The sequence below is a fragment of the Embleya sp. NBC_00888 genome, from assembly GCF_045207655.1.
Classification (GTDB): domain Bacteria; phylum Actinomycetota; class Actinomycetes; order Streptomycetales; family Streptomycetaceae; genus Embleya.
Genome location: NZ_CP108784.1, coordinates 5,346,506 through 5,364,630, shown reverse-complemented (window position 1 = coordinate 5,364,630; position 18,125 = coordinate 5,346,506). Strand labels below are relative to the sequence as shown.

The following is an 18,125-nucleotide window of genomic DNA, read 5'->3' as shown; positions in this document are numbered from 1 at the left end:
GTGGCCGTGTTCGCGGCTCAGGGTAGACGGGCGCGGGCCTCGCGGCAGGGCGCCGACGGGCGCCGGGTGGGGTGGCCGGCCGGCTCAGAGCCGATCGAGCGCTTCCTGCACGGTCATCCCGTCGGCGAGGTCGCCGGTGACCAGGCTGGTGCCGACCGGCATGTCGCCCACGTCGGTGCCGACGCTGTTGGACAGCGGGTTCAGACCACCGCCGTTCATCGGGTTGAGTTGCGCGCGCTCCACGACGCCGAGCACGGCTCCGGTCGCCGCGGCGGTGCCCTGGCCGGCCGCGGGCACGTCGGTACGGGAGATCTCGTCGGGCACGACGGGCGCGGCCGTGGCGCTCCCGGCGATGCCGAACGCGGCGGCGGCGCCGAGGGATGTGGCGGCGAGCACGGTGCGAAGAACGGAGGACATGGCGATGGCCCTTCCCAGTCGACTAGGAGATTGACCACGCAACGTAGCCACTCGGCTACGTCGAGCGCAATTCGGCGCCCCGGGCGCCGATGTCCCGAATTCGCTCCCAATTCGACGGAACCGTCACAGCCCCATCCGCCGTCCCTGCCGATGACACACCTTCGGCCCGGGACACATCGACACCGGTACGACGCACAACCGCACGGCACAACTGCACAGGGGAAACCGCGACACGAGAGAAGGACGCGGGCGAGCGAACGGGTGCGCGCGGCGCACGCGGATCGCACCGGATCGCGAACGCGAGTACGAGTGGAATCGGCCGGCGCGGCTCGGGCGACGAAGCCCCGGGCTCAGGCGACGAGTTCGGCGAACGCCTCGTCGGCACCGAAGCTCAGCGCGTCGTCCTCGCGCAGCCGGCGCAGCGCGCGCCAGATGCTCGACTTGACCGTGCCGACGCTGCATCCGAGCACCTCGGCCACCTCGGGGTCGGTGCGACCCTCGTAGTAGCGCAGCACCAGCATGGTGCGCTGCGGCTCGGGCAGCTTGGCCAGCGCGCGCCAGAGCACCGCACGCAGCTCGGTGTCGCCCATCGAGTCCGAACCGTCCGGACGCTCGGGCAGCTCCTCCGAGGGGTACTCGTTGATCCGCCGACGACGCCAAGCCGATATGTGCAGGTTGGTCATCGTGCGGCGCAGGTAACCGCCCAGTGCGGCCTTGTCCTGGATCCGACCCCACGCCTGGTACGTGCTCATCAGCGCGCTCTGCAACAGGTCCTCGGCCTCGTTGCGGTCACCCGTGAGGTGATACGCGGTGGCGAACAGCGCCGACCGGCGCTCACGGACATACGCGGTGAATTCGTCGTCGACACTGTCCGTGCACGAAGCACTACGCGCGTTGCCGTTCAGCGGGGCAAGGGCGACGACGGTACGGCGGTTGTCCTTGCGGATGCCCTGCGACTGCGTCTGGGACTGCATGACTTCTCCCCCGGTTCGGCGCTCGTTCACGATGTACAGCCTGCTGGGCGGGCTTCATCGTCAGGTCGGTGAGCTGTCACAGGTATGCAACAGCGACCTCGGGCGGCGAACCGGAAGGGGCCTCCCCGTGTTCTTCCCAGCCGTGACGTCAGACACAATGGCCTGCGTGCCCTACCTGCTGCTTATCGAGGATGACGAGTCCGTACGAACCGGACTCGAACTCGCCCTGGGGCGCCAGGGCCATCGCGTGGTCACCGCTGCCACCGGTGAGGCCGGCCTGGAACGGTGGCGCGAGCAGCGCCCCGACCTGATCGTGCTCGATGTGATGTTGCCGGGCATCGACGGCTTCGAGGTGTGCCGGCGGATCCGCCGCACCGACTCGCTGCCGATCATCCTGCTCACCGCGCGCAACGACGACATCGACGTGGTGGTCGGCCTGGAGTCCGGCGCCGACGACTACGTGGTCAAGCCGGTCCAGCCGCGCGTGCTGGACGCCCGCATCCGCGCGGTGTTGCGCCGCGGCGAGCGCGAGGTGTCCGACGCGTCGGTGTTCGGCGACCTGGTGGTCGACCGGAACGCGATGACGGTGACCAAGGCCGGCGAGGAGCTCCAGCTCACCCCGACCGAGCTGCGGCTCCTGGTCGAGCTGAGCCGGCGGCCCGGTCAGGCGCTCTCCCGGCAGCAGTTGTTGCGCCTGGTGTGGGAGCACGACTACCTCGGCGACTCGCGCCTGGTGGACGCGTGCGTCCAGCGGCTGCGCGCCAAGGTGGAGCAGACCCCGTCCGCGCCGACACTGATCCGTACCGTCCGGGGCGTCGGCTACCGCCTCGACCCGCCCCAGTGACGGGCCGGCCGCCGCTGGTACGCCGGATCGTCCGCCGGGTCGCGCCGACCCTGAAGCTGCGCTCGTTGCGGTTTCGGGTGCTCGTCGCCTTCGCGCTGGTCGCGTTGATCGCCGCGGTCGCGGCGTCCGGCATCGCCTACTGGCTGACCCGGACCGCCGTGCTGGAGCGCGCGCAGGACTCGGTGCTCACCGAGTTCCGGGACAACCTCGGCCGGGTCTCCGCGGGTCTCCCGGAACACCCGGACCAGGCCGATCTGGGGCCCGCCGTCGACCAGATGCGGGAGAGCAGTTTCGGCTACTCCGTGGTCCTGGTCGGCACCGACGGCCGCCCGGTCGCCTCCGACCCGACCCGGTTCCCGCTGGAGCGGGTGCCCGCGAGGCTGCAGCGCATGGTGCAGACCGCCGACGGCGGCGGCGGCTTCCACATGTACTTCCAGCGGATCGACATCGAGGGACAGCCCTATCTGGTCGGTGGCACCCGGGTGGTGCCGAACGGGGCCACCGGCTACATGTTCAAGTCGCTCAAGGACGAACAGGCCGACCTCAACTCGCTGGCCCGCTACCTGATCGTGGGCACCCTGCTGGCGCTGGGCGCGGCCGCGGTGGTCGCGCTGTTCGCCGCGCGGCACATCCTGCGCCCGGTGCGCCGGCTCGGGCACGCCGCGCGCGAGCTGGGCGCGGGTCGCCTGGACACCCGGCTGGACGTGCGCGGCTCGGACGAACTCGCCGACCTGTCCCGGACGTTCAACGACGCGGCGGAGAAGCTGGAGCGCAGCGTCGCCGAGCTGCGCGCGCTGGAGTCGTCCTCGCGCCGCTTCGTCGCGGACGTCTCGCACGAACTGCGCACCCCGTTGGCGGCGATGACCGCGGTCAGCGAGTTGCTCGAGGAGGAGGCGGACAGCCTCGGCGAGCAGGGCGCGCCGGCCGCCCGGTTGGTGGTCGCCGAGATCGAGCGGCTGGCCACGCTGGTCGAGGACCTGATGGAGGTGTCCCGGTTCGACGCGGGCACCGCCGCGCTGGTCGCGGACGAGGTGGACATCACCGACCTGGTCACCGCGTGCCTGGACGCGCGCGCCTGGATGGACGCGGTGGACCTTCGGGCACCCCGGGGCATCCTGGCCCGGGTGGACCCGCGCAGACTGGACGTCATGGTCTCCAACCTGGTGGGCAACGCGTTGCGGCACGGCGGCTCGCCGGTGACCGTCGAGATCCACCACGAACCGCGTGTGGCGATACCCGGCACGCTCGCCGGTCCGGAGGAGGATCTCGTGATCGAGGTCTCCGACACCGGGCCGGGCATCCCCGAGGACGTACTGCCGCACGTGTTCGACCGGTTCTACAAGGCGGACAGTTCGCGGGCACGGTCCGAGGGCAGCGGGCTGGGGCTGTCCATCGTGATGGAGAACGCGCGGATCCACGGCGGTACCGCGTACGCGTCGAACATGCCGGGCCGCGGTGCGAAGTTCACCCTGCGCCTGCCGCTGGTGCCGCCCGAGCTCGAAGAGATAATCGACCCGGACGAGGGCGTCGAGGACGACGGTGTGCACGCCGACCTGGACGCCGAGAACGCGGAGCACCCGGAGCACGCAGGCGCCGACCTCGGCGGCAACGGTGCCGGCACGCACGACGAGCGAGGAGACAGGCGTTGAGACCCCGCCGGCGGCTTCCGATCGTGATCTTCGCGACGACCGGTGTGCTCGCCGCGCTCACGTCGTGCGGGATCCGGCCGACCGAGGGACCGGTGGGGGCCGGGAAGCCGGCCAGTCGTACGGCGCCGTCCGCGCAGAGCCGGCTGCCCGGCTCGGAGCGGCACATCGTCTACCTGGTGAAGGACAACCGGCTCCAGGCGCTGCCCCGGGGCGGCCGGTTGGTGCTGCGGCCCGCCGAGGCGGCGCCGGACAAGCCGCGCACCGACCAGGTCAACCAGCTCCTGGAAGAGTTGCACCTGGGCCCCAACGACGCCGAGGCGTTGGAGGGGTACACCACCGCGCTGCCCGCCGGCGGCCTGGTCGCGGCCGACCGGCGCGAGGGCGACCCGCCCACCCTGTTCCGGCTGGACGCGCCGCTGTCGGCACTGGCCACGATCGCGCTCGGGCAGGTGGTCTGCACGCTGCAGAGCGCGTCCGGCGGCGACACGGTGCTGCTCGCGGGTCGGCGCACGCCGCCGGAGAGCTACCGGTGCGAGAACTACCTCGACATCAGCCGCAAGACCACGGCCACGCCGTCCCCCGCCGCCCGGGCCTCCGGTCCGCCGTCGGCGTTCGACAAGGACTGGCCGCAATCCCGCCCCTCCGGGAAGACCCTTACTCCCCAAGGCGGATGAGCAAGCCGGGTCCTGCGACGGATGTGGCCGGGTCCGAATCGTCCTACCTTCGAAGTACGACGACGCCGCGTCAGGCGCCGCCGCATCGAGGAGGAACCGCCATGACCATGAGCACCGCGACCCTCAGTCGCCCGCGTCACGGCCGCCGGATCGCCGGCGTCTGCGCCGGCATCGCCCGCCGCTACGGCTGGTCCGTCACCACCGTCCGCGTGGTGTTCGTGCTCTCCTGCCTGCTGCCGGGCCCGCAGTTCCTGCTGTACATCGCGCTGTGGATCCTGCTGCCCCAGGACTGAGCGAGGCGGGACGGAGCAACGGCCCGACCGCGCCGGCGCCTATCATCCGATCAACGGATGGGTAGGCGGTTCGATCGAGTGGTCTCGCGGGACCGGAGGGTTCCGGGCCGTGCGCTCGGTCGGGGGGCGGGGACATGCAACCGGGAAGCACGCACAACAAGAACCTCATCATCACGATGTCGGTGATCGCCGGCGTCCTGGTGACCCTGGTCGGGCTGGTGCTCAGCGGCACGCTGGCGGTCGAGGCCGGGCGCACGCAGGCGATGAACTCGAAGCAGTACAGCGACAGGGACATCGAGGACACCCGGGGGTTCTGGGACCAGGACCGGCAGGACGAGGCCAAGCCCCGGGGCGCGGAGATCTCGCCCGACCAACAGCCGCCGCAGTTGCCCGACCAGGAGCAGCAGCGGCCCGAGGCGGACTACCGCCAGCCGCCGACGATCCAGGCGCGCCGGGTGGCCTCGCCGTACACCGAGCCCGACACGGCGATCCGGGGCAAGATCTTCTTCCGGACGCCGGAGGGCGTCGCCGAGTGCAGCGGCACGGTCGTGCACCACCCCACCGGCAACATGGTGTGGACGGCGGCGCACTGTCTGCACGGCGGCCGGGACGGGGACTTCTACGACAAGGTCACCTTCGTGCCCGGGTACAACGGCGCGGGTCGCACTCCGGCGGAGCGCGAACCGTACGGACGGTGGCCGGCCCGGCGGATCACGGTGAGCAACCAGTGGGCGCAGAACGCCGATCCGGGCGGCAGGGACGCGAGCGCGTCACCGTTCGACTACGGCGCCTTCATCGTCGACTCGCGCGGCGGGCGCACTCTGGAGGACGCGGCGGGAGCGGGCGCGGACGTGCTCTGGAACGCGCCGCGACACCTTCGCGTGCAGTCGTTCGGCTACCCGGGTGACACGCCCTACGACGGCACCACGCTCTACACGTGCTCGTCGCCCACCACGGACTTCCGTGAGGACGGCTGGCCGCAGCCGGACATGTTGTGGATGGGCTGCACGATGACCGGCGGGTCCTCCGGCGGCGGCTGGTTCGCCGAGGTGAACGGGCGAAGTTACCTGGTGAGCAATGTCTCGCTGGGGGTGACCACGCGGAACTCGCGCACCATGACCGGGCCGTATCTGGGCGATGTGGCAAAGGACATGTACGACTCGCTGTGACGGGTCGCCGGCCGGTGACGGGTCGGCGGCGTGTAACGGGTCGGCGGCGTGCGATGGGTCGGGGGCCGGCGGGCCGAAGCCGCACGGGCACGACGACACCGTGCGTACGGCACGACGAAGCCGTGTCCTCGCGCAGGATCGACACGCGATGGACACGGCCCGTGGCACGACAGGACCGACCGGTTCCGCGCCGACGACCCGGCCCGGCGGCAGGTGCGGAACCCGATGCGGGTGTCAGAGAGAGAGGCCACCCAGCGGCAGGTCCCCGAGCGGCGAGGACTCGCCCGTCGGCAGCGTGTCGGTGGGCAGCGCGTTGAGCGGCGAGCCCAGGCCGCCCTTGGCCTGGCCGTCCTGCGCGGCGAAGCCGCTCATGCCCTGCTCCATGCTGCGGGCCATGGTCCCGGCCGTGTGACCCGGGGTGAGCACCTCGCCGACGGGGAGCTTGTCGGTGACCTGGGACAGCGGGAACGGCGCGGCGGCATCCGGCAGGGCCGCCTGGGCCGTTGCGGCGGCCGGGGCCAGTCCGTCGACCAGGTCGGTCACCGGCATGGCGCTCGCGGAGCCTGCGGCGCCCGCTGCCATTGCCGCGCCGAGCCCGGCCGTGATGGCCGCCTTACGCGTTACCGATCGCATGTGCATCCTCGGTTTCTCGATTCGGGCGGGGCAAGACACACCCCGTTACGAAGTGAGACCGCAACGTAGCGAATCGGACGCGGAATGCGCAAAACACCCCCTTCGGGTCAGGTCAGGCCGTTCGCCCGAACCCGGAGGGGCCTCGGGGTGCGCCCGCGATCCGAACCGGTCCGAATCGGTCGGGCGCACCCGCGAAAGGTCAGTTCCGACCGAAAAGCCATTCCGACTTGAGCGCGGCATAGCCGGGCTTGATCACCTCGTTGATCATCGCGAGCCGCTCGTCGAAGGGCAGGAAGGCGCTCTTCATGGCGTTGACGGTGAACCACAGGAGATCGTCCAGGCCGTAGCCGAACGCCTCGACGAGGTGCTCGAACTCCCGGGTCATCGACGTACCGCTCATCAAACGGTTGTCAGTGTTCACGGTCACCCGAAAATAGAGTCGGCGCAGTAGGCCGATCGGGTGATCCGCGTAGGACGTGGCGGCGCCGGTCTGCAGATTCGAGGTCGGGCACATCTCCAGCGGGATGCGCTTGTCGCGCACGTACGCGGCGAGCCGGCCGAGTTCGACGCTGCCGTCGTCCTTGACCGTGATGTCGTCGATGATCCGCACGCCGTGGCCCAGGCGGTCCGCGCCGCACCACTGGAGCGCCTGCCAGATCGACGGCAGGCCGAACGCCTCGCCGGCGTGGATGGTGAAGTGGTTGTTCTCCCGCTTGAGGTACTCGAACGCGTCCAGGTGGCGCGTGGGCGGGAAGCCCGCCTCGGCGCCGGCGATGTCGAAGCCGACCACGCCCATGTCGCGGTGTCGGTTGGTGAGTTCGGCGATCTCCAGCGAGCGGGCCGCGTGCCGCATCGCGGTCAGCAGCGCGCCGACCTTGATCCGGTTGCCCGCCTCGGCCGCGCGGCGCTCGCCCTCGCGGAAGCCCGCCTCGACCGCCTCGACCACCTGGTCCAGGGTCAGGCCGGCTTCCAGGTGTTGTTCGGGGGCGTAGCGGATCTCGGCGTAGACCACACCGTCGGCGGCGAGGTCCTCGGCGCATTCGGCGGCGACCCGGAACAGGCCCTCACGGGTCTGCATCACCGCCACGGTGTGGTCGAAGGTCTCCAGGTAACGCTCCAGCGAGCCGGAGTCGGCGGCCTCGCGGAACCACGTGCCGAGCGCCTCGGGGTCGGTGCTGGGGAGGCGGTCGTATCCGGCCGCCTCGGCGAGTTCGATGATCGTGGCGGGACGGAGCCCACCGTCGAGGTGGTCGTGGAGCAGGACTTTGGGTGCGCGCCGGATCTGCTCGACCGTGGGCGAGGCAGCGGGCGTGTTCGGGTGACTGCTGTACATGAAAGGACTTTACTGCCTACGCGCGTAGATCATGTGCTCTTTGTCGGGCCGGTTTTGCGGGTGGCCTACCGGGCGGCTTGCGGCGGGGCCGGGTCGCGGGGGGTGGGCTGGGCGTGCTCGGGGTGCAGGAGCCGGCCGCGGCGGCCGAGCGCGAATTCGCGGAACAGGCGTACGGGGGTGGTTTCGGGGCGGGCCGGCATCCAGGCGAGGCCGATCGTGCGGAAGGCGCGGGGGGCCGTGACGGCCAGATGCACGGTGCCCGGGCGCGGGGCGTCGGGGGCGGGCAGCAGCGACACGCCCAGGCCCGCCGCGACCAGGCCGCGCAACGTCTCGGCCTCCTCGCCCTCGAAGGCGATCCTGGGCACGAACCCCGCCTCGGCGAACAGCGCGTCGGTGATCCGGCGCATCCCGTAGCCCGGCTCCATGCACACGAACACCTCCTCGGCCGCCTCGGCCAACCGCACCCGGCGGCGGTGCGCGAGCCGATGGTCGGCCGGCACCACCAGGTAGAGCCGCTGATCGTCCAGCGCGCGCACGGCCAGGTCCGGCGCGTCCGGCAGCGGCGCGGTCAGGCACAGGTCGAGTTCGCCGGCCCGCATCCGGTCCAACATCGCCGAGGCGGAGTCCTGGACCAACTGGAACCGGATCCCGGGGTGGTGTACCCGAAAGGCGCGCAGCAGGCCGGGCACCGCCTCGGGGCCCATCGTGTGCAGGAAGCCGAACGCGACCTTGCCGCGTGCCCCGCCCGCGTCCTCGATCACCTCGTCCAGCCCGCGCTCCAGCAGCGCGAGTGCCTGTTCCACATAGCCGAGCAGGGTGTGACCCTGCCGGGTGAGCGTGACCCCGCGCCCGGTCCGGGCCAGCAGCGGGACACCCACGTCGGCCTCCAGTCGGGCCATCGTGCGGCTGAGCGTGGGCTGCGGAACACCCAGTCCGGCGGCGGCCCGAGTGATGTGCTCCTCGCGTGCGACCGCGGCGAATTGCGTCAGGAGCGGGGCGATGGCCGCGGAAACCTCGGCTGATCTGCTGTCATACGACACAGCATGGATTCTCGCCTAAACATGCATTGGACGCATGAAACGACGCGGCCTAGTTTCGTACACATGCCCGCATCGAACAGTGCTTCGGACCCCGCCCCAACCACCGACCCGATCACCGCCGCTCCCGTCCGGCACACGCGCGGTTCGCGCGCCTACCGTCGGGTCAACCTGGCACTGTTCGCCGCGGGCTGTTCGACCTTCGCGATGCTCTACGCCACCCAGACGCTGCTGCCGGAGTTGTCCGACGGGTTCCACCTGGACCCGGCGACGGCCAGCCTGTCCGTGTCGGTGACCACCGGCGCGCTGGCCCTGGCGGTGATCCCGGTGAGCATGTTGTCCGAGCGGTGGGGCCGCTCCCGGGTGATGACGATCTCCGTGTTCGGCGCGGCCCTGCTGGGCGTACTGGCCGCGTTCGCACCGGACTTCGGCACCCTGGTGGTGCTGCGCGCGGTGCAGGGTGTGGCGCTGGCCGGGCTGCCCGCGACCGCGATGGCCTACCTCGCCGAAGAGGTCGACGGCCCCTCGCTCGGCTCGGCGATGGGCTTGTACGTGGCGGGCAACAGCATCGGCGGCATGGGCGGCCGACTGGTCACCGGTCTGGCCTCGGACCTGGGCGGGTGGCGGGTCGCGCTGGTGGCGGTCGGCCTGCTGGCCCTCGGGTCGGCGGTCGCCTTCCGGGTATTGCTGCCGCCGTCGCGCAACTTCACCCCGTCGACCATGACCGCCCGGCAACTCACCGGCGTGCTGCGCTCGCACCTGGCCGATCCGGTGCTGCGCCGGCTGTACCTGCTCGGCATGGTCTTCATGGCGGCGTTCGGCACGGTCTACAACTACCTCGGCTACCGACTGCTCGCCGAGCCGTTCGGGCTGCCGCAGACGGTGGTCGGCGCGATCTTCGTGATCTACCTGGCTGGCACCTTCAGTTCGGCCGCGTCGGGTCGGCTGGTCGGCCGGATCGGGCACCGCGCGACGTTGTGGGCTGCGGCGGCGATCACCGCCGCGGGTGCGCTGCTGACCCTGCCGGACAACCTGGCGCTGGTCGTGGTGGGCCTGGTCGTGCTCACGGCGGGCTTCTTCGCGGGCCACTCGGCGGCCAGTTCGGCGGTGGGCCTGCGGGTCACCGAGGGCCGCGCGCAGGCGTCCGCGCTGTACCTGGCGGCCTACTACCTCGGCGCGAGCGTGGGCGGCCCGATCGGCGGCGTCGCCTTCCACGGTCACGGCTGGGCGGGCGCGGTGCTGCTCGTGCTGGTGCTGATGGCGGCGGCGGGGTGGGTGGCCTTCGGGCTCAGGGGCCGGGTGACCGGCGCGGCGACGGCGTCCGCGGCGATCCGGCGGCGGCCCCGCGCGCACCACGTGCGCTCCACCGCCTGAGCGGTGCGCACAGGCCGGCCGGGGCCCGATCGGATCCCCCGGCCGGCCTTGGCATGCTGTGCGCCATGAACGAGCGGCACGACCCGTCCCCGGCGCCCCGCCCCGGCGACCGCGACGACTTCGGCCGGGTGTACCGGCCGCACACCGTGCGCGCGGGCTGCGCGCTGCTCGGCTGCCTGTTCGTGATCCTCGCCTCGGCCGTGGCGATCACCGCCCCGCTCCTGCGGGCACTGTGACCGAGACGGTCAGTAGCCCTGGGCCACCTTGCGCTCGGCGGCCACGATCCGGGCCCGCTCGATCTCGTTGATGTGCGTCTCGGTCCACTCGCGCAGCGCGCGGATCGGCCCGCCCAGGCTGCGGCCCAGATCGGTGAGTTCGTAGTCCACCCGGGGCGGGATGGTCGGGGTCACCGTACGCAGCACGAAACCGTCCGTCTCCAGGCTGCGCAGGGTCTGCGTGAGCATCTTCTGCGACACCCCCTCGATCCGCCGGCTCAGGTCCGTGTACCGCATCGTGCCGTCCCGCAGCGCGTCCACGATCAGCACCGTCCACTTGCCGGCGATGTGGTCCAGCACCTGACGCGTCGCGCACTTGGCGCTGTAGACGTCGGCGGGGAGGCCGACCGATTCGATGATGGTCACCATGTGGGGAGAGTAGCGCACCAATTAGTGCCTACTTCCCATTGGAGAGTGACTCTCCAAGAATTGTGGCCATGAGCAACCACCTGTCGAACACCCGCACACCGGCCGACCACGTCTCGGACAACCGCAGCTCGGACAACGGCACTTCGATCCGGGCCCACTCGGTGACCGAGGCCATCCGCACCCGCCGCACCGTCCGCCACTACCGCCCCGAGCCGGTCCCCGCCGAAACCCTGCGCACGCTGCTCGAACTCGCCGTCGAGGCCCCCACGAGCTGGAACCTCCAGGACCGTTCGATCGTGGTGGTCACCGACGACGCGGGCCGCGCGGGCCTGATCGAGGCCACCGGCGGCCAACCGCAGGCCCTGGAGGCGCCGGTCCTGCTGGTCTTCGTCGCCGAGCCGCAGGCCTGGCGCGAGGAGCGTGCCGACGTGTACGCGTCGGCACGCCGCAACGGCGCCTGGAGCGAGGAGTTCGCGACCATGTTCGCGGCCGCCTCCCAGGAGTTCCAGCAAGGCCTGGCGGCGCGCGGGTTGTTGCGCGAGTACGCGGTCAAGGACGCGATGATCGCCGCCACGTACGTCATGCTCGCCGCGACCGAACTGGGCCTGGCCACGTCGCCGATGAACGGATGGGACGAGGACCTGGTCAAACGGGCGATCGGCGTCGCGGACCGCGACGACCTGGCGATCGCGCTGATCGTCGCGGTCGGCCGACCGGCCGAGGAGCGGCGCCATCCCGGGCGCCGGGCCCTGGAGCACAACGTCTTCCACGGCCGCTACGGCGCCGCGGGGTCGTGACCGGGACCCGTCCCGGGGATCTCGGCGGGTCCGTTGTCGCGGGAGGACCGGAGCGTCGTGCCCGGGTGCCGCGCGAGGACGGCCGCCGCACGCGAGCCGGCCCGTACGCGAACGGGCCCTCGGCTCCCGGCCGGGAGTCGAGGGCCTCGTCGTGCGCGGTGGAGCGTCAGGTCGTCGGGCCGATCCGGTCGATCAGGATCGGGGTGGCCTCGAAGGCGGTGCCGGCCGGCGCGATCGTGACCGCGTCGGCGAGGATCTCGCTCGCGTAGTCGAACCGCTCCGGGGTGTCCGTGTGCAGGGTCATCAGCCGCTGACCGGCGGTGACCATGTCGCCCGGCTTGGCGTGCAGTTCGACGCCCGCGCCGGCCTGGACCTGCTCCTCCTTGCGGGCCCGGCCCGCGCCCAGGCGCCAGGCCGCGACGCCGACCTCGTAGGCGTCCATCCGGGTCAGCACGCCGGACGCGGCCGCGGTGACCACCTGGGTCTCGCGCGCCACCGGCAGCTTCGCGTCCGGGTCGCCGCCCTGGGCCTGGATCATCCGCCGCCACACGTCCATCGCGGAGCCGTCGCGCAGCGCGTCCGCCGGGTCGATCCGGGTCTGCCCGGCCGCCGCGAGCATCTCGCGCGCGAGCGCGAGGGTCAGCTCGACCACGTCCGCCGGACCGCCGCCCGCGAGCACCTCGACCGACTCGCGGACCTCCAGCGCGTTGCCCGCGGTCAGCCCCAACGGGGTGGACATGTCGGTCAGCAGCGCGACCGTCTTGACCCCGTGGTCCACACCCAGCCGGACCATGATGCGCGCCAGTTCGCGCGCGTCGGCCAGGTCCTTCATGAACGCGCCGGAACCGACCTTGACGTCGAGCACCAGCGCGCCGGTGCCCTCGGCGATCTTCTTGCTCATGATCGAGCTGGCGATCAGCGGGATGGCCTCGACCGTGCCGGTCACGTCGCGCAGCGCGTACAGCTTCTTGTCCGCCGGCGCGAGGCCGTCGCCCGCCGCGCATATCACCGCGCCGACGTCCTCGAGCACGCGCATCATCGCGTCGTTGGACAGCGCCGCCCGCCACCCGGGCACGGCCTCCAGCTTGTCCAGCGTGCCGCCGGTGTGCCCCAGCCCGCGCCCCGACAACTGCGGGACGGCGACCCCGCACGCGGCGACCAGCGGCGCGAGCGGCAGGGTGATCTTGTCGCCGACGCCACCGGTCGAGTGCTTGTCCGCGGTCGGCCGGGACAGCCCCGAGAAGTCCATCCGCTCGCCCGAGGCGATCATCGCCTCGGTCCAGCGGTTGATCTCGCTCGCGTTCATGCCGTTGAGCAGGATCGCCATCGCGAGCGCGGACATCTGCTCGTCCGCGACCTCGCCGCGCGTGTACGCATCGACCACCCAGTCGATCTGAGCCGCCGTCAGTTCACCGCGGTCCCGCTTCGTACGGATGACCGAAATCGCGTCCATGCTGTCCGTTCTCTCCTGGCCGCCGAGGCGACCTGTTCGGGTCACGAGCTCGTGCTAGCGAAGATCGTCGGGCCCGAAGGCATCCGGCAGGATCTCCCGCAACGGCCGTACCCCGTGCTTGGTTTCCAACAACATCTCGGCGCCGCCGTGCTCCCACAGCAGTTGTCGACAGCGCCCGCACGGCATCAGGACCGCACCCTCGCGGTCCACGCAGCAAAACGCCACGAGCCTGCCGCCGCCGCTCGCGTGCAGCGCGGACACCAGGCCGCACTCCGCGCACAGCGTGAGACCGTACGACGCGTTCTCCACATTGCACCCGGACACGATCCGGCCGTCGTCCACCAGCGCCGAGGCGCCGACCGGATACTTCGAGTACGGCGCGTACGCACCCCGCATCGCCGCCGTCGCCGCGTCCCGCAGCGCGCGCCAATCAATCTCCGGCACCCCCCGTCAGCCCTTCGTGTAGGGCTTGTTGGCCGCCGCGGGCGCGCGCACCTTGCCGACCAGACCGGCCACCGCGAAGATCGTCACGACGTACGGCATCATCTGCAGGAACTGGCTCGGGATCGACGTGTTCAGCGGCTGCAACGACGTGGCCAGCGCGCTCGTGAAGCCGAACAGCAGCGCCGCGGCCACCGCGCCCAGCGGACGCCAGCGCCCGAAGATGACCGCCGCGAGCGCGATGTAGCCCGCGCCCGAGGTCATGTCCTTCGAGAACGTGCCCACCGTGCCGATGGTCAGGAACGCGCCGCCGATGCCGGCGATCAGGCCCGCCATCATCACGTTGCGGTAGCGGGTCGCGTTGACCTTGATGCCGACCGTGTCCGCCGCCGTCGGGTGCTCGCCCACCGCGCGGGCCCGCAGACCCCAGCGGGTGTGGAACAGGCCGAGCTGCACGATCACGACCAGCGCGTACATCAGGTACACGATGATGTTCACGTCGAACAGCACCGGGCCGATCACCGGGATGTCGGCGAGGCCGGGGATCCGGATGTTCTCGAACACGCCCGGGTTGTTGTAGCCCTCGGGGTCCTTCTGCAGGAGCTGCGTGTACAGGAAGCCGGTGATGCCGGCCACCAGCAGGTTGATCACCACACCGAGGACGACCTGCTCGACCAGGTAGCGCACCGCGAAGACCGCGAGCAGGGCGCCGATCAGCCCACCGGCCACGGCGCCCGCGGCCAGCCCCGCCCACAGCGACCCGGTGACCGAGGCGGTGAGCGCGGCGGCGAACGCGCCGAACAGGAACTGACCGTCGATGGCGATGTTGACCACGCCGGAACGCTCGCCGATCACGCCCGCGAGCGCGCCGAGCACGAGCGGCACGGCGGCCAGCAGCGTGTTCTGCAGGGCGCCCGCGAAGGACATCTGCTTGCCCGCGACCGCCCACACCAGGAACGCGATCACGAACGCGACCAGGAACAGCGCGATGCTCAGCCGGATCGCCACGCGCGAGCGGTCCAGCACGATCCGCAGCCCGCCCGCGATCATGCACACCACGGACATCGCGATCGCGACGGCCCGCGCGGGCAGCGACAGGTCGCCGACCTCGGTGGTGTCGCGGTTGGGCACGTTCATCCCGAAGACCGCGTCGACGCCGCTCTCGGTGCCGAAGCCGAACGCCCACAGCGCGTACAGCCCGACCAGGACGAAGCCGATGCCCGTGATCAGGGCCTTCTTGCGAGCCGCGGCCCGCACCACGTCGGCGGCCTCGCCGGTGGGGTTCACCGGTGCCTCCACGTGGGGGGCGATCACGGTGTCCGCCACCTGCGTGCCTCCTTCAGGGTTCCGCTCGCTCATGCCTGGACCCCCACGGTCTCCTTGGCGGCCAACGGCCCGCCCTCGGCGCCCGTGCGGGCCCCGCGCAGCCGGAAGATCGAGCGCACCAGCGGCGGCGCCGCGACGAACAGCACGATCACGGCCTGGATGACGATGACGATGTCGACGGACACGTTCGCGGACGCCTGCATGGTCGAGCCACCCGCGCGCAGCGCGCCGAACAGCAGCGCGGCCAGCACGGTGCCCAGCGGCTTGGTGCGGCCGAGCAGGGCCACGGTGATCGCGTCGAAGCCGATGCCGGCGTCGATGCTCGGGGTCAGCGTGTGTGCCGGGTTGGTCGAACTCATCACCTGCGAGACACCGGCGAGACCGGCCATCGCACCGGCGATCACCATCGCCAGGATCTGCGCGCGGGCCACGCTCATGCCCGCCGTACGCGCCGCTTCCGGGTTGGAGCCCACCGCGCGCAGCTCGAAACCGAGCGTGGAGCGGTTGAGCAGCCACCAGTAGACCCCGGCCGCGACCAGCGCCAGGATGATGCCGAAGTGGATCCGCAGGTTGTCGCCGAACAGGTTCGGCAGCACCGCGTTCTCGTTCGCGTCCTTGCCGATCGGCTGCGACTGGCCGCCCCGGCGGAAGGCGTCGGTGGTCAGCAGCCAGCCGAGCAGCAGCACCGCGATGTGGTTGAGCATGATCGTCACGATCACCTCGTGCGCGCCGTAGCGGGCCTTGAGGAAACCGGCGATGCCCGCGTACAGGCCGCCCCCGATCACGCCGGCGAGGATCACGAAGACCAGGTGGATCACCGGCGGCAGGTCGACGACGAACCCCACCCACGACGCGAACACCGCGCCGGCGATGATCTGGCCCTGCGCACCGATGTTGAACAGCCCGGTGCGGAAGGCGATCGAGACCGCGAGACCGCCGAAGATCAGCGGCGTGGCCTGGGTGATCGTCTCGGAGATCGGCCGGAAGATGTCCTCGACCGAACCGTCGGAGAAGGTGTCCGGATTGACGATCGCGCCCTTGAACATCGCCGTGTAGGCGTCCGAGACCAGGGTCCAGGAGCTGGAGAGCGCTTCGCCGGGGGCGGCGAAGAAGTACTTGTACTCGTCGAGCACGTCCTGGTCCGCGAGGATCATCAGGACGCCGCCGACGACCAGCGCGAGCACGATCGCCAGGAAGGTCACCACGGCCGTATTGCCGGTGATGATCGCGTCGAGCATGGCCCGACCGAGCGAGGGCTTCGACGGCGCAGACGGGCTCGCCCCGGCCGTCTTCTCGGTCAGGGCCGGCTTCGCCTCGCTCGGCTCGCCGGGCGTGCTCTTGTTGTCCTCGGTCACGCTGGGTCCTCCTCCCCCGGGGTTTCGTCGCTGTCGATGGCGGTCTGGGCCGCGTCCGGCTTCGTGGTCGCCGCGGTGGCGCCGGCCGGTGCACTCGCCTGGGCCCCGTCCCGGTTCGGGATCACGCCGGCCATCAGCAGACCCAGGTCCCCCCGGGACGTGGTGGGCGGCACGATGTCCACGATCCGACCGCGATACATCACCGCGATCCGGTCGGCCAGCGCGACCACCTCGTCCAACTCGGTGGACACGATGATCACCGGGGTGCCGACGTCGCGCTCGGCCACGATCCGCTTGTGGATGAACTCCATCGCCCCCACGTCCACCCCTCGGGTGGGCTGCGAGGCGATGAACAGCCGCAACGGGCGCGAGAGTTCGCGTGCCACGACGACCTTTTGCTGATTGCCGCCGGACAGCGTGCCGGCCGGCGAGTCGATGGTCTGGGTGCGGATGTCGAACTCCTCGACCCGCTTGCGCGCGTTGTCGCGCACCGCGCCCAAGTGGATCGATCCACGGCGACCGAACGGCGGCTGGGTGACCAGGTCCAGCACCAGGTTCTCGGCCACCGTGAAGTCGCCGACGATGCCGTCGTGCTGACGGTCCTCGGGCACGAAGCCGACGCCGGAGTGGAGGATCTGCCGCGGGGTACGGCCCGCGAGGTCGTGTCCGTCCAGGCTGATCTTCCCGGCGGCGGGCGTACGCAGGCCCAGGATGGCCTGGGTCAACTCGCTCTGGCCGTTGCCGTCCACGCCCGCGATGCCCAGGATCTCGCCCTCGTGCAGGCGCAGGTCGACCCGGTCCACCACGGCCTGGCCGTTGCCGTCGAGCACGGTCAGGTCGTCGATCTCCAACCGGACCGCGCCCGGCTTCGCCTCGGGCTTGTCGACCACCAGCTTGACCGGCCGGCCGACCATCAGCGACGCGAGTTCCTTCTCCGAGGAGGCGGGGTCCGCGGTGCCGACGACCTTGCCGCGCCGGATCACGGTGATCCGGTCGGCGACCGCCTTGACCTCTTTGAGCTTGTGCGTGATGAACACGATGGAGTGGCCGGAGGCGCGCAGCGCGCGCATCACCCGGAACAGTTCCTCGGTCTCCTGCGGGGTGAGCACCGCGGTGGGCTCGTCCAGGATGAGCACCTTGGCGTCGCGCACCAGCGCCTTGAGGATCTCCACCCGCTGTTGCAGACCGACGGGGAGGTCCTCGACCAACATGTCCGGGTCGACCTTGAGGCCGTACTCGTCGACGAGGTCGAGCACCTTCTTGCGGGCCCGACGGCGGTCCAGCCAGCCCAGCGGTTTGGTCTCCTCGTGGCCGAGCATGACGTTCTCGGCGACGGTGAAGACCGGGACCAGCATGAAGTGTTGGTGGACCATGCCGATGCCCGCGTCGATCGCGTCGCCGGCGGTCCGGAACTTGCGGGGGGTGCCGTCGACCACGATCTCGCCCTCGGTGGGCTCGTAGAGCCCGTAGAGCACGTTCATCAGGGTCGACTTGCCGGCACCGTTCTCACCGAGAAGGCAGTGGATCTCCCCCGGCTCGACGGTCAGGTCGATGTGGTCGTTGGCGACCAGCGACCCGAACCGTTTCGTGATTCCGCGCAGTTCGAGCTTCAACGCGGAGACCTCCTCGGCTACGCCCCCCGCGAGGGGCCGCTACGGGTTCGACCCGGGTCCCCGCGGGGCCCGGGCGGTACGGACACGGGCGCCGCGGAA

General features: G+C 71.2%; 19 protein-coding genes. 8 read left to right on the top strand and 11 right to left on the bottom strand.

What is annotated here, in order from left to right:
* Window positions 1-84: 84 nt before the first annotated feature.
* A complete protein-coding gene (locus OG948_RS22995; protein ID WP_406298302.1) occupies window positions 85-417 on the bottom strand; it encodes a hypothetical protein in 333 nt (110 codons plus the stop codon).
* 350 nt (window positions 418-767) lie between these two features.
* Complete coding sequence (locus tag OG948_RS22990; protein ID WP_395866437.1) at window positions 768-1,391, bottom strand: SigE family RNA polymerase sigma factor; 624 nt, start codon at window positions 1,389-1,391, stop codon at window positions 768-770.
* A gap of 166 nt (window positions 1,392-1,557) precedes the next feature.
* Here OG948_RS22990 and OG948_RS22985 point away from each other — a divergent pair, with 166 nt between their 5' ends.
* From OG948_RS22985 to OG948_RS22965, 5 genes are all read left to right on the top strand, one after another.
* Window positions 1,558-2,235, top strand: a complete 678-nt coding sequence (locus OG948_RS22985) for a response regulator transcription factor (protein WP_174861367.1) — start codon at window positions 1,558-1,560, stop codon at window positions 2,233-2,235.
* Window positions 2,232-3,884, top strand: coding sequence for an ATP-binding protein (locus tag OG948_RS22980; protein ID WP_406298301.1), 1,653 nt, complete (start codon window positions 2,232-2,234; stop codon window positions 3,882-3,884). The genes OG948_RS22985 and OG948_RS22980 overlap by 4 nt, the downstream gene beginning before the upstream one ends.
* Window positions 3,885-3,907: 23 nt before the next feature.
* A complete protein-coding gene (locus tag OG948_RS22975; RefSeq protein WP_406298300.1) occupies window positions 3,908-4,558 on the top strand; it encodes a hypothetical protein in 651 nt (216 codons plus the stop codon).
* A 101-nt stretch (window positions 4,559-4,659) separates the two neighbouring features.
* Window positions 4,660-4,851 carry a PspC domain-containing protein gene (locus OG948_RS22970; protein ID WP_395866443.1) on the top strand — a complete coding sequence of 64 codons (192 nt, stop codon included), beginning with the start codon at window positions 4,660-4,662 and terminating at the stop codon, window positions 4,849-4,851.
* Window positions 4,852-4,985: 134 nt separating this feature from the next.
* Window positions 4,986-6,020 (top strand): trypsin-like serine peptidase, encoded by a 1,035-nt coding sequence (locus OG948_RS22965; protein ID WP_406298299.1) that lies wholly within the window; start codon window positions 4,986-4,988, stop codon window positions 6,018-6,020.
* A gap of 234 nt (window positions 6,021-6,254) precedes the next feature.
* Here OG948_RS22965 and OG948_RS22960 read toward each other — a convergent pair whose 3' ends face one another.
* From OG948_RS22960 to OG948_RS22950, 3 genes are all read right to left on the bottom strand, one after another.
* A complete protein-coding gene (locus tag OG948_RS22960; protein WP_406298298.1) occupies window positions 6,255-6,653 on the bottom strand; it encodes a hypothetical protein in 399 nt (132 codons plus the stop codon).
* 199 nt (window positions 6,654-6,852) lie between these two features.
* The gene (locus tag OG948_RS22955) at window positions 6,853-7,986 is read right to left on the bottom strand and encodes an adenosine deaminase (protein WP_406298297.1); all 1,134 of its coding nucleotides are present in this window, start codon (window positions 7,984-7,986) and stop codon (window positions 6,853-6,855) included.
* A gap of 65 nt (window positions 7,987-8,051) precedes the next feature.
* Window positions 8,052-9,026, bottom strand: a complete 975-nt coding sequence (locus tag OG948_RS22950; RefSeq protein WP_406298296.1) for a LysR family transcriptional regulator — start codon at window positions 9,024-9,026, stop codon at window positions 8,052-8,054.
* A 63-nt stretch (window positions 9,027-9,089) separates the two neighbouring features.
* Here OG948_RS22950 and OG948_RS22945 point away from each other — a divergent pair, with 63 nt between their 5' ends.
* Window positions 9,090-10,397 carry an MFS transporter gene (locus tag OG948_RS22945; protein WP_406298295.1) on the top strand — a complete coding sequence of 436 codons (1,308 nt, stop codon included), beginning with the start codon at window positions 9,090-9,092 and terminating at the stop codon, window positions 10,395-10,397.
* A gap of 65 nt (window positions 10,398-10,462) precedes the next feature.
* The gene (locus OG948_RS22940) at window positions 10,463-10,633 is read left to right on the top strand and encodes a hypothetical protein (protein ID WP_406298294.1); all 171 of its coding nucleotides are present in this window, start codon (window positions 10,463-10,465) and stop codon (window positions 10,631-10,633) included.
* Between the two features lie 9 nt (window positions 10,634-10,642).
* On the opposite strand, the gene OG948_RS22935 is transcribed toward OG948_RS22940, so the two are convergent.
* Window positions 10,643-11,041 carry a winged helix-turn-helix transcriptional regulator gene (locus OG948_RS22935; RefSeq protein WP_406298293.1) on the bottom strand — a complete coding sequence of 133 codons (399 nt, stop codon included), beginning with the start codon at window positions 11,039-11,041 and terminating at the stop codon, window positions 10,643-10,645.
* A gap of 68 nt (window positions 11,042-11,109) precedes the next feature.
* On the opposite strand from OG948_RS22935, the gene OG948_RS22930 reads away from it, so the two are divergent.
* Window positions 11,110-11,838, top strand: a complete 729-nt coding sequence (locus tag OG948_RS22930; RefSeq protein ID WP_406298292.1) for a nitroreductase family protein — start codon at window positions 11,110-11,112, stop codon at window positions 11,836-11,838.
* Between the two features lie 166 nt (window positions 11,839-12,004).
* On the opposite strand, the gene OG948_RS22925 is transcribed toward OG948_RS22930, so the two are convergent.
* The 5 genes from OG948_RS22925 to OG948_RS22905 are packed head-to-tail and all read right to left on the bottom strand — an operon-like array spanning window position 12,005 to window position 18,026.
* Window positions 12,005-13,291, bottom strand: a complete 1,287-nt coding sequence (locus tag OG948_RS22925) for a thymidine phosphorylase (RefSeq protein ID WP_406298291.1) — start codon at window positions 13,289-13,291, stop codon at window positions 12,005-12,007.
* Window positions 13,292-13,345: 54 nt separating this feature from the next.
* Complete coding sequence (locus OG948_RS22920) at window positions 13,346-13,735, bottom strand: cytidine deaminase (RefSeq protein WP_406298290.1); 390 nt, start codon at window positions 13,733-13,735, stop codon at window positions 13,346-13,348.
* A 6-nt stretch (window positions 13,736-13,741) separates the two neighbouring features.
* Complete coding sequence (locus tag OG948_RS22915; protein ID WP_406298289.1) at window positions 13,742-15,058, bottom strand: ABC transporter permease; 1,317 nt, start codon at window positions 15,056-15,058, stop codon at window positions 13,742-13,744.
* A gap of 29 nt (window positions 15,059-15,087) precedes the next feature.
* Window positions 15,088-16,413, bottom strand: a complete 1,326-nt coding sequence (locus tag OG948_RS22910; protein ID WP_406298288.1) for an ABC transporter permease — start codon at window positions 16,411-16,413, stop codon at window positions 15,088-15,090.
* Complete coding sequence (locus OG948_RS22905) at window positions 16,410-18,026, bottom strand: ABC transporter ATP-binding protein (RefSeq protein ID WP_406298287.1); 1,617 nt, start codon at window positions 18,024-18,026, stop codon at window positions 16,410-16,412. The genes OG948_RS22910 and OG948_RS22905 overlap by 4 nt, the downstream gene beginning before the upstream one ends.
* Window positions 18,027-18,125: the final 99 nt, after the last annotated feature.